This window comes from Desulfitobacterium elongatum (genome assembly GCF_055378975.1).
In genome coordinates this window covers 2207992-2220252 of the sequence record NZ_AP038772.1, presented here as the reverse complement: position 1 = coordinate 2220252, position 12261 = coordinate 2207992, and the positions used below count along the sequence as shown (strand labels likewise).

Annotated in this window: 8 protein-coding genes; 3 read left to right on the top strand and 5 right to left on the bottom strand. The window is 41.1% G+C overall.

Annotated elements, in window-relative coordinates; translation table 11 throughout:
- Positions 1-268: 268 nt before the first annotated feature.
- Positions 269-985, top strand: coding sequence for a lysophospholipid acyltransferase family protein (locus ACZ42W_RS10480; RefSeq protein WP_464170577.1), 717 nt, complete (start codon positions 269-271; stop codon positions 983-985).
- Positions 986-1141: 156 nt separating this feature from the next.
- On the opposite strand, the gene ACZ42W_RS10475 is transcribed toward ACZ42W_RS10480, so the two are convergent.
- Complete coding sequence (locus ACZ42W_RS10475) at positions 1142-3544, bottom strand: cyclic nucleotide-binding domain-containing protein (RefSeq protein WP_464170575.1); 2403 nt, start codon at positions 3542-3544, stop codon at positions 1142-1144.
- A 166-nt stretch (positions 3545-3710) separates the two neighbouring features.
- On the opposite strand from ACZ42W_RS10475, the gene ACZ42W_RS10470 reads away from it, so the two are divergent.
- Both ACZ42W_RS10470 and glk read left to right on the top strand, forming a co-directional pair.
- Positions 3711-4301: a DUF421 domain-containing protein gene (locus ACZ42W_RS10470; protein ID WP_464170573.1), complete on the top strand. Its 591-nt coding sequence runs from the start codon at positions 3711-3713 to the stop codon at positions 4299-4301.
- A 184-nt stretch (positions 4302-4485) separates the two neighbouring features.
- Positions 4486-5523, top strand: a complete 1038-nt coding sequence (gene glk, locus ACZ42W_RS10465) for a glucokinase (protein WP_464170571.1) — start codon at positions 4486-4488, stop codon at positions 5521-5523.
- A gap of 67 nt (positions 5524-5590) precedes the next feature.
- Here the strand turns inward: glk and ACZ42W_RS10460 are convergent, their stop codons facing one another.
- From ACZ42W_RS10460 to ACZ42W_RS10445, 4 genes are all read right to left on the bottom strand, one after another.
- On the bottom strand, positions 5591-7177 hold the full coding sequence (locus ACZ42W_RS10460; RefSeq protein WP_464170953.1) for a glucose-6-phosphate isomerase: 1587 nt from the start codon (positions 7175-7177) through the stop codon (positions 5591-5593).
- 164 nt (positions 7178-7341) lie between these two features.
- A complete protein-coding gene (gene glgD, locus ACZ42W_RS10455; protein ID WP_464170569.1) occupies positions 7342-8463 on the bottom strand; it encodes a glucose-1-phosphate adenylyltransferase subunit GlgD in 1122 nt (373 codons plus the stop codon).
- A 23-nt stretch (positions 8464-8486) separates the two neighbouring features.
- Positions 8487-9680, bottom strand: a complete 1194-nt coding sequence (locus tag ACZ42W_RS10450) for a glucose-1-phosphate adenylyltransferase (protein ID WP_464170567.1) — start codon at positions 9678-9680, stop codon at positions 8487-8489.
- Positions 9681-9707: 27 nt separating this feature from the next.
- Positions 9708-12140, bottom strand: a complete 2433-nt coding sequence (locus tag ACZ42W_RS10445) for a glycogen/starch/alpha-glucan phosphorylase (RefSeq protein ID WP_464170565.1) — start codon at positions 12138-12140, stop codon at positions 9708-9710.
- Positions 12141-12261: the final 121 nt, after the last annotated feature.

Here is a 12261-nt window from a genome sequence, read left to right as displayed (position 1 = left end):
TTTACCAAACCCTGTTTCTATCCACCTACGAGCTAAATGCATTTCAAATATTATTCCTATTGACGAAGTATATCCCAGTCCATAAAATCAAGGTTAAGGTTATGATAGGTTTTTCTAAGATAAAAGAATGTAAGCCGATAGGAGGCTTACGAAGATGAATACTAAGGAAAATGCCATAGATCAAGGCGAAATCTACTCAGCTCAGCTTTGACTTAGGCGATTGTATTTATGTTATAATATCCCTAAAAACACAATGAGGAGAGTTATTATGTTTCGAACATTTTTTTGGTTCGTTTACTTTGGTATTTATCTTATAGCCATCTACCCTTCGCTTTTGAAAGTTAAGCGATTAGATAAGAGTGGAAAAACTGCCGAACATGACCAACTCACAAATGAAACTGCGAAGCAATGGGCTCGTTCTCTCGTAAAATTTGCGGGGGTTACTGTATCGACCACCGGGGAGGAAAAGATCCCCTCTGGCCCTGTACTCTTTGTGAGTAATCACCAGGGAAATTTCGATATACCCCTTCTCCTGGGTTATGTTGAGAAGCCAAAGGCATTTATTGCTAAAATCGAGTTATTAAGATTCCCCCTAATTCGAACATGGATGACACATATGAAATGCGTTTTTATGGATCGTTCTGATGTTCGGCAATCACTCAGAGTTATTAATCAGGCAGCAGACCATCTAAAAGAGGGCTATTCAATGGTCATTTTCCCTGAAGGCACACGGAGCAAGGGTGGGAATCTAGGTGAATTCAAAGCCGGTAGCTTGAAGTTAGCCTTAAAAGCAAAGGCTCCTATCGTTCCAATAACGATAAATGGTTCTTATAAAATCATGGAACAAAACGGGTTTATAATTAAGCCTGCCCAAGTAGAGATTACTATTCATGACCCCATTCCTACCGCTGATCTAACGAAAGAAGAAGCTATGGAATTACCAGAAAGAATTAGAGAAATTATCGAAAAGAGTTTATACCAGTGATACATTGACTAGAAAAGAATATAGTATAAAGGCGCCTGAATCTCAGGGTCTTTACGCTCAGGAAAAATAGCTATTTTTCAGCTTAAATTATATAGATTGTCATCATTGTAAGCAGCTCCCAGCACAAATTGTACTGGGAGCTGCTTTCTTATGTGGCTACAAAGCCTTTGATTTATTGCGAAGTAGTATGATTGTAACCGTTAATCCAGTCAAGGCCACCCCAATCAGAGTGGCTCCCCATCGCGCTACCATAGCAGCTGGAATAAAAACAGATTGTAATCCAGAAGCCGTTTGATATCCAGCTCCAAGTAACAGGGAGTGAATTCCAGGAAGAAAATCTACTTGATACATGATATGCCCAGCGATGACCAATGGAGTGAAGGCAAAGACTAACTTAATCCGCATGGAAGCTGCCTTTGTCTTGAAAGGCTTACCCATCCACCAGCCAATCGCTCCCCCTAACAAGGCTGAAGTAAAGTATGCAAGTGAAAACCAAAAATTCCACTCATTGGCTGGCCAAATCTTCTGAAGTGGCTCGTAATACATAATGGGACCCAAGATGGCTAACAATACTCCGATAAATACTGAGTAACCTTGATTCACACGAGTGAGATGCCAGACTTCCCGAGCAGGAACGCGTAAATTAACCTGGACGGACCCGTGCTGACAATTTCGCACGCAGTTAAAGCATAATTTGCAGTCTAGGTTATTATCTAGATACGGGAGATGCTGGGTCATCGGGCAGCCTTTAACATCATTTTTCCCTACATAACACTCAAACGTTGTGCATTTGTTGAGGCAAACTGTAGCATCAGCCCTAACCTCCAGAATAGAGCCTATTGAAGCAGTCCCAATAAAACCTCCTAAAGGACAAAAATGGCGACACCAAGCATGACGAGGATAAAGAATACTAATCAATATAGCAGCCAATTGAATGGAAACTAACAATATGCCAGTATAAAGCGGATTCGAACGCATCCCAGTAAAAACTTCAATCCAGAAAATAAAGGCAAATAGAACGCTGACTATCAAATAATCATATTTAATGAACCAGGCCGGAATCGGGCGTTTCGGATGAATTTTATCTTGCACTAGTTCCATAATTTTAGAAAACGGGCATATAGTACACCATAGTCTACCCAAAAAAGGGGAAACAAGGGCAAGGGCCGGCCACCATAGGCCCCAAACCAAAGTGAAGGCTTTCATCGTTAGTGTCAAATTCGGGGAAAAGAGCAGCCCAATGAGGAGCGCAATAAACATCACTGCCGAAATCTGCTGTAGCCAAAGAATAATTTTCCCTCGTTTAAGAAGCCTTTCGATAGGTCCCCATCGTAAAAGATTAATCTTACGGCCAAATTTTTCAGAGGTTGGACCGAAGAAAATCTGTTCTAACCCAATAACACCCTGGTCTGCGAGAAAAAAAGCACGTTCCATAACCTGAATCAATTCTGTAACGTTACCTTGCCTATAATTGTGAGAAAGTAAGAGCTGGGTCGCTTCTGGGCTTAGACTTGGGATTTCTCGATGGTTCTTATGAGCTAGCTTTTCAACAATTCCCTGCGCGATAATCGGAATGTCTCTTTTACGCTCGCGAAGAGGTGTAATAGAATACGAATGAATAAAACATTCCTGAAGTTCTGGAAGGATTTTTTGATTGTTTCCCTTTTGCTGAGTTTGGATACTTCCAATTACAAGACATGTTCTCCCCTGTGATTTTAGAGCCTCAGAGAGTTTCATTTGCGACTTAGGAGAAATGAGGTCTATTTCTTGGATAAACAGTGTCCCACCATTTGCTATATCGAAAAAACTATAATACGGTAAGGCTGTGGATGAAGCTTCCTCTTTCTTTCGGGAATCTATAAGGAAGTTTCCCCATTGTTGTTCAAAGCGTTGACCATCTAGGACCACAAAAGGAGCTGTTTCGCCGAAGAGCCGTTGATGAGCGTACCAAGCGACCATCTGGCGTCCCGTTCCTCGTTCACCCATAATCAGCAAGTTTCCATTACGTTGCTCAAGTTCAATAAACTTTCTTTCTACTTCTTTTGTCGTTCTGACACTTCCCCAAATTCCATAAAACTTATCTCTATATTGTGACAGCTTAATTGCAGAACTCAAGACTTCTTTGTACTTACTTTCTGAAAGCATTTGATTCGCTTCATTCAGGTTTTCGCTTAATTGTCCAATAAAGGTTTGATAGATTTGAGGCCAACGTAGAAGAATCCGCGCAAAGTCCTCAGCTTTTATACTTAACAGTCGGGATGTTTCCTTGCAGAGTACGTTATTTACTGAAGGCTTACCTGTTACTATGGAGAGTTCCCCGAACACAGTTCCCGGATCTAGCATTTGGGACGAGGTGTATTCCTCACTATTACTGAAAACTTCAATATTACCTTCGCTGAGTATATACAAGGATGACGGTATCTGATCTTGCTCAATGATAAGTGAACCCTCAGGGTAGGTTACCCAATCAAATTCGCTCGCTAGCTCTATTCTATCCTGCGGACTTAATTCCGAGAAGAAGGGAATCTTTGAGAGAAGAACAATTTTTTCATCATCCATGTATTCCTTCCTCCTCTAGAACAGATCTCTGAATAAGGTTAATTTACTATAACCTATATATACGTTCCTGCCAACAAACTAATATTCACAATAAAAGGTTTGCATAATATCCAATATGTTGGTCAACTTATCCTTAAACCTAGTCTTTGTTTTAGGAGGTATTCTTTTGGTCGACACCGTTATTCGTGCATTGATACTCGTTTTTGCTGGCACCTTATTATTAAGAATCTCGGGGCGACAATCTATTAGTCAAATGACGAGTCCCCAGTTAATAGTCATGCTTTCTATTGGTGCTATTATTATCGAACCGATTAATGCAAGCTCAATCGGGAGAACCATTCTTGCTGTAGGAGTCTTTGTTGGGGCGCTTGTTCTTATGGAGTATCTTCAAGTAAAGTTTAATTTTATAGAATCCTTCATTTCCGGAAAATCCGTCATTGTTATAGAAAACGGTGAACTTAAGCCTGATGTCCTACGAAAGCTTCGTATGACAGTGGATCAGCTGGAAATGCGATTAAGGCAACACGCTATTGGAAGCTTTCAGGATGTTAAGATAGCTACGATTGAACCCAATGGAGAGCTAGGTTATGAACTCATGAGACATGCAAAACCCGTAACCATTGGAGAACTCGAACAGCTTCTTTCCAAATACATTAATCCGCAGACTCAGACTAAAAACGTTGATCCTGCTACACTCTTTAGAGAATTACAAGAAAAGCATGCAGAAGATCGTACTTACCCTAACAACTTACAATAGAATGAATTATTACGTGAGTGTAGTTTCAAATGTAGTTCAAATATTAAATGGAAACACGTCGTGTGTACTCGATGTGTTTCCATTTTGGCATCAATCCTGAGGAGTAAAAGCTTAAATCTGTTTTACAGATTAATTACAGAGCTAAATGTGCTAGAATATTTATTATTAAAGGGGTGTGATTGAAATGTACCTAGCTGGTGATATTGGAGGAACAAAAACCTTATTGGCGCTTTTTGAAAAGACCTCTACTCAATTGAACCTTCTTACGGAACGAAAAATCGCGAGCACCCAATGGAATAATTTAGCTGAAGAGCTTCACTCTTTTCTTAGGTGGGCTGGGGTCGAACCTAAAGAGATTGCTGCAGGCTGTCTTAGTCTTGCAGGTCCGATTCATGAAAACACCTGTCATCTTACGAACTTGAATCGGACCCTAGATTTTGACCTTCTACGGGCTTCCATTCGTCTTCAATCTCCTCTGCTATTCTGTAATGATCTCACTGCAATGGGACATGGAATATTCACTTTGGAGCCGAAGGATTTGCTTTGTCTAAATCCATCTGTCTTAAGCACCTATTCTAGTTATACTCCCTTCACTGAGCTTAATCGTGCCGTAATAGCTCCTGGGACCGGCTTAGGAGAATCTATAATTATGGGTGGTAACGTTGTCAGCCCTACTGAAGGTGCTCATGTGGATTTTGCTCCCCGCTCTGAACAGGAAGTGAGACTATGGCGTTTTCTCGCCAGAGAATATGGGCATGTCAGTTATGAACGGGTTCTCTCTGGACCAGGACTTGTGAATATCTATCGTTTCCTGAGAGAGGACCTCAATTATGATGTAGAGATTTCCTCTACTCATTTAACTGCTAACCATAATCTTCTTTCAGCCACTGAGCTTCGTCTTCCTTCTCCAGCTGAGATAACAAAAAAAGCTCTTGAAGGTACCTGCCGTCTCAGTTCGGAAACACTGGAACTTTTCATCCAGCTACTCGGTGCTGAGGCAGGCAATCTGGCCCTGAAGAGCTTAGCCTTAGGAGGAGTTTACTTAGCAGGAGGAATTCCTCCTAAGATCCTCCCGAAGTTGCAACAAGGCTCGTTTCTTGAAGCCTTTCAAGCAAAAGGACGCTTTAGCGAACTCCTCCGGAGTATCCCTATTTACGTAATTCTTAATGAACGAACAGCGCTCTATGGTGCAGCAAGAATAGCTACTCTAGGAACCTACTAAAGAATACCCAAAGATTTGCCTTACAAAAGAACTGCCTCTAAGCTAATGAATGAAGTGGTCTGGACACTTAGATATAATAACTATTCTCAAAGGCGCTACTTCCTTTTTCCACCTTTACCCCATGTATAGGATTCTCGTTCAGGTGGAGTAAGACCTTAAAGAGTGTTTCTTGCGTGCCTTGAGCCTCTAGGCTTTGTGCCAGCGCTTCAACGGTAAACTTTTGGCCTGGCCGAGCGCGTAAGAAATCAAGGAGTGCGTTTTTCAACTTAATCGTTTCGCCTGCAGCTTTTTTCCCCATCTCTACGGCGGGTTGGTGATAGGCGTTGATACCTACTAATATAGCATATATACTAACTGCCCTTTCATAAAGTGCGATCAATACACCAATCCGATAAGCGTTAATCTCTTTAATCGTGATTGTAATGGACTCTCGTCCCTTTCCTGTCAAGGCCTCCCGAGTGCCTAGGAGAAACGCTTGAAGATAATCCCCACTTGTACTGCTTTCAGTAAGGATTGGGGATTTTTCATTGCGATCCTTGAGAACCTCAATGAAGGTAACGAAAAAGTTATTCGGACCATCGAGAAGCTGCTGAATATAGGAATGCTGATCTGTTGAACCCTTATTTCCGTAAACTGCAATTCCTTGATGGACAATTTCACCCTTTAAATTTTTTTCTTTTCCTAGAGATTCCATTATTAGTTGTTGCAAGTATTTGGTAAGAAGTTCGAGACGATCCTTATAGGGTAGCATCACCATTTGCTTCCCACCTTGCCCTTCGGTAAAGTAGTACCACATGAGTGCGAGAAGGGCTGCTGGATTTTTCAAGGTTTCATGGTGTCTCGTTCTTTCGTCGCAGCTTTTCGCTCCCACCAAAAGCTGCTCAATATCGATGCCTTGTAGTGCGAGAGGAAGTAGTCCAACAGCAGATAGAACAGAAGTCCGCCCCCCGACCCAATCCCACATTGGGAAAACTTGGAGCCAGCCTTCGCCTTTGCACACCTTATCAAGTTGACTACCATACTGGGTTACCCCTACCGCATGCTTTGCAAAATTCAAACCCACTTGCTTATAACGGTTTTGCACTTCGAGCATCCCGTTCCGAGTCTCTATCGTTCCCCCGCTTTTCGAAATGACGATGCAGAGGGTAGAGTCAAGCTCATCTCCAAGCGTTCTAAATATACGATCGACTCCATCTGGATCCGTATTATCGATAAAGAGCATCCTCATCTTATCATGTGGAGTAGAGAGTGCATCGGCTACGAAACGTGGACCAAGGCTTGATCCTCCAATTCCAATGAGAAGGATATTGCGAAAAATTCCACTCTTTTCAGGCGTAATCTCCCCACTGTGGATCTTCTGGACAAATTCCCGGATGTTTTCAAGAGTTTGTTTAATCCCTTGAACAATTTCTTGTGTTGGAGCCAAATCTGGATTACGTAGCCAGTAATGACCAACCCTACGGTTTTCGTCCGGGTTAGCAATGGAACCTTGTTCCAGTTTGTCAAGTTCTTGATAGACGCTTACCATAGGCTCAGCCATCTTCTCAAAAAAACCTTCCGAAAATTTCATCCTACTTATATCGATCATCAAATCAAGTTCTTGATCAAAGTAGAGATATTTTCGGTACCGCTCCCATGAAGTCAATTCGGTCAGCTCCCTTTTATTGAACTTAATGATTACACCTATATATTTAGAAGATATTCTCTCGAGTATACTCTATCGCCAAGGTTTGCAAACAGTCACTCTCTACGATACAAACTCTAATTTTCCACACGCCTATGCCGATTTCCTTCAATTGTTTCTGAAGTATTCATTAGCTAGACTATCGCCTTTTTGTAAACGACTAGCGGGTTCTTTTCATTTCCTTTGAGGATATTTCCCTCGTTGACTTCAACAAACTTATCGAGAATAGCATTTTCAAGGATTGAATTTCGGGAAATTGTGCATTTTGACATAATAATGCAGTTTTTTATCTTGCACCCTGCTTCAATAACAACTCCACGGGAAAAAATAGAATTCTCTACATCTCCCTCGATCGTACACCCACTTGAAATCAGCGAATTTTTAACACTAGCTTTATCACCAAATTTCGTAGGGGGGTTATCTCTGATTTTAGTATGAATGGGCTGGGTACTAGTGAACAAGGTTTCTCGGATTTCAGTATTTAAAAGCTCCATGTTCCGCTTAAAATAATCTTGAACGGAACGAATTCTGCCGACAAATCCATTAAAGGGATAACCCTGTACACGTAGGCGTTCTAAATTGTCTGCTATTACATCTGCCAGTTCAATGCTTTCCATGCCTTTATAACCTTCAATAATTTTTAAAAGGAGTTGTCGACGTATAATTAAAATATCGACAAAGTATTGCCAAGGCAATTCGCCCTCGTTTACTTTCTCTTCACTATGCATCTGATAAACACGCTGAGACTCTGTCAACCTCAGATTTACCCTTCCCACATAATCCAATGGGTTTTCTGTTTTCTTAAAGATGAGCGTGACATCAGCCTCCTTTTGTGTATGATGTTCAAGGGCATTACGATAATCCATATTAAACACTTGATCGGAGCTACTAATCACGACGTTCTCAGCGGAGTCCTTTTCAAGGAATTCAATATTTAGTTGGATATCTTTAAGGCGAAACCGGCTATTATAATCAATTAAACCGTGGATGGCTCCAGGTAGTATGAATAGTCCCCCAGACTTACGGTCAAGCGACCAATCCTTCCCAGCTCCTAGATGATCGAGCATAGGACGATAGTGCTGTGGAGTCACTAAACCTACCGTCCTAATTCCAGAATTAACCATACTAGAGAGTGCAAAGTCTAAGAGACGATACCTCCCCCCAAAGGGAACTGCTGCGATCGGTCTGTCCTGAGCTAACCCCTGCAGGATACTTGAACTTGTATTGCCAAAAATAATTCCGATGGCACTTTGCAAGGTTTCTACCTCCCCTCTTTTACTTAGCTTTCTTTGGCGACATTCCTTCCCTCTTCTATCCTAGAGCCTCTTGAGACAACGTGGTGATCTTCGATTACAGTAATTCCTTCTTGCAAAGGTTTTACATTCGTCTTTTCTCCAATTAAACTATGTCCTAGAATCACAGCATTCTCCCCAAGGATGGTTTTCCGAACACATACATGATCATGAACTTTTGAGTTGGGGAGTAAAATAGAATCTTCAATGATTGTATCCTCCCCAACATACACTCCCGCTGCCAGGATTGAATTACTTACTTGTCCTAATACTGTACAGCCGTTCCCAATTAAACTTTTTTTGATTTTAGCCTTAGGCCCAACATATTGTGGCGCTAAAATTTCCTCATTTGAAAAAATTCGTTGTTTTTGTTCAAAAAGATTAAACAACTCTCCACCATGGAGAATTTCCATATTCGCATTATAATAACTTTCGATAGTCCCAACATCACGCCAGTACCCTTGGAAGGCGTAGGAATATAGCTTGCTTCCCTGTTTAAGGAGTCGAGGGATTATATTCTTCCCAAAATCCTTTTCAGAGTCCGAGTCTGCCTCATCTTCTATCAGAGCTTTCTTGAGTACAGACCAATTGAAAATATAGACCCCCATAGATGCTAAGTTGCTCTCTGGTTCCGCAGGTTTTTCGGCAAATTTAACAATTCGTCCCTTAGTATCCGCCGTCATAATTCCGAATCTGGAGGCCTCTTCGAAAGAAACTTCAATCGTCGAGATCGTTACTTCTGAGTTATGTTCCTTATGGAAATTAAGCATTGCATAGTAATCCATTTTGTAGATATGGTCACCGGAGATTACCAATACATAATCTGGATCATAAAAGTAAATAAAATCGATATTCTGATAGATGGCATTTGCTGTCCCCTTATACCAGCTTCCCTGATTTTCTCCTACATAAGGAGGAAGAATATGTACTCCTCCATATAGATTGTCAAGATCCCAAGCGGAGCCCATACCAATATAAGAATTAAGGATAAAGGGCTTATACTGAGTGAGGACACCCACGGTATCAATGTTAGAATGTGCACAATTGCTGAGACTAAAATCGATGATACGGTATTTTCCCCCGAAGGATACCGCAGGCTTAGCAATATTACGAGTTAAGCATCCTAGCCTACTCCCCTGTCCACCCGCAAGTAGCATTGCGATGCATTCCTTCTTGCGCATTGCTTCCATCTCCCTCTCAAAAGTCTATTAAATTCTCCGACATCTAATCTTCCAAATCTGGTGGGCATACTCACTAATTGTCCGATCACTCGAGAATACCCCAGATTCCGAGATATTGTGTAGGGACGTCTGAGCCCACTTATCTTTTTCTTGGTAGAGTATGGACATTTTCTGAAATGCACTAAGATAAGAAGAAAAGTCCTTGAGAACAAAGAACTCGTCATTATAGAGGAGGAGAGAATCATATATTGATCGAAATTCATTACTCTTTTCGCTAAAAAATCCGGAAATAAGCTGGTCAAGGATCTTTTTAAGATGTAAATTCGTATGATATTCATCCCAAGATTTATATTTTCGATTCTGATTGTACTCTAATACTTCTCTTGCGGTTAATCCGAAGATGAAGATGTTATCCTCCCCTACCGCTTCCTTGATTTCAATATTGGCACCATCCATTGTTCCGAGAGTAATGGCCCCGTTCATCATGAATTTCATATTCCCTGTTCCAGAAGCTTCTTTGCTTGCAGTGGAAATCTGTTCACTGATATCCGCTGCAGGATATATCCTCTCGGCTAAGGAAACATTAAAGTTTTCTAAAAAGACCACCTTAAGTTTGTCATTAACTTCTTGATCAGTATTGATTTTCTGAGCAACAGTATTGATCAGTTTTATTACCAATTTTGCATAGTGGTATCCTGGTGCGGCTTTTCCGCCAAAAATAAAGGTATTGGACCCTTTGACTGAGGTTGGATCCTCCTTTAATCGGTTATAAACATCCATAATTTTAATGACATTGAGTAGCTGTCTTTTATAGGCATGGATTCTCTTCACATGAACGTCAAAGAGAGAAGCAGGATCGAGAAGGATTCCTTGTTTTTCTCTCACAATCTCAGTTAAGCGGCACTTATTCAGATACTTGACCTTAGCAAGTTGTTCGAGGAAGCTTGAATCCTCTTTGAAGTCTTGAAGTTTCTTGAGTTCTAGCGCATTTGTCTTCCACCCTGGACCAATCGCCTCAGTGATTAGCTGAGATAACAAGGGATTAGCAGTTAATAGAAATCTCCTATGATTTACCCCATTCGTCTGATTTGTGAACTTATACCCATATATCTGATGAAAATCCTTGAAGACTTGTTTTTTTAGGATTTCCGAATGGAGCTTCGCTACCCCGTTGATGGAATGACTGCCAATAACAGCAAGATTCGCCATCCATACCTGTCCGTCCTTAACGATAGGGGTCGTTTGTAACAAATATTCATTATTGAAAAATCGCCTTAGAATTTTTTCTTTAAAACGTCGGTCAATCTCCTCTATAATCATATAGATTCTGGGTAGTAATTTTTTAAAAAGTGTAATTGGCCATTTTTCTAACGCTTCCGGCATAATCGTATGGTTAGTATATGACACCGTGTCGACTGTGATATTCCAGGTTTCCTCCCAGTTCATTCCTTCTTCATCAATCAAAATCCTCATCAGTTCAGGGATGCAAAGAGCTGGATGAGTATCGTTAATATGAATGGATACATACCTAGAGAAATCTTTTAAAGTTCCATTTCTCTTTTTGTAGCTTCGCACGATTGCTCCGAGCCCAGCTGCGACAAAAAAATACTCCTGTTTAAGCCTGAGCTCCCTCCCCGAGTGATTACTATCTTCTGGATAAAGAATATAGGATATCGCTTCTACCTCAGACTTATAACTAATCGCCTGAGTAAACTCTCCTTGGTTAAATAAGGCTAAATCAAGTTCAGAGGATAAGGGTTCAGCACTCCAAAGTCTGAGGTTATTAACGAGAAAGGGATTCTCATAACTAAAGATGGGTATATCGTAGGGGACTGCAAGAACAGGTTCATAATTCTCATGGTGAAAAATGAGTTTCCCATTCACACCTTCAACTCGGACTTCTCCATTAAACTTTACAACGATAGATTTTTCAGGTTTGCGCATTTCCCAAGGGTAGCCGTTTTTTAACCAATGATCAGCGATTTCAGTTTGATACCCGTCAATAATTTTTTGTTCAAAAAGCCCATACTTATAGCGAATTCCATTCCCATGCCCGGCTATACCCATAAAGGCCATGGAATCTAAGAAGCAGGCTGCGAGTCTTCCCAATCCTCCATTGCCCAAACCCGCGTCACTTTCTTGGGTTAAGAGCTCTTCTAGATCGATATCAAGCTCAGCTAGTCCTTCTCTCACGATATCTTGAACCCCAATATTGACGAGATAGAAGTTAAGGAGCCTGCCGATGAGAAACTCCATCGAAAAGTAATACACCTGTTTTACTCGTTCTTTATTCGAGGTTGTGTAGTTAGCAAATGCTCGGCACAAGCTAATCTCTTCTTTTAGGAGAACGACAAGGGTGTAGTACTTATCCCATAGAGTTCCTTCTTCGATGGACTTCCCTTTGACCTCGGCAAATTTTTCAAGATAAGCATCTTTGAAACCATTTTTATCGGAAAACATCCCCTGCCTCCTCTCTTAAACTCAGCTATACTTCAAATGAAGTTATAACTCCATTTGAAGTATAGCTGAGTATCCACGGGTTTAGCGCCACTTATCTGCCCTCGGATAAAACTGACGTATT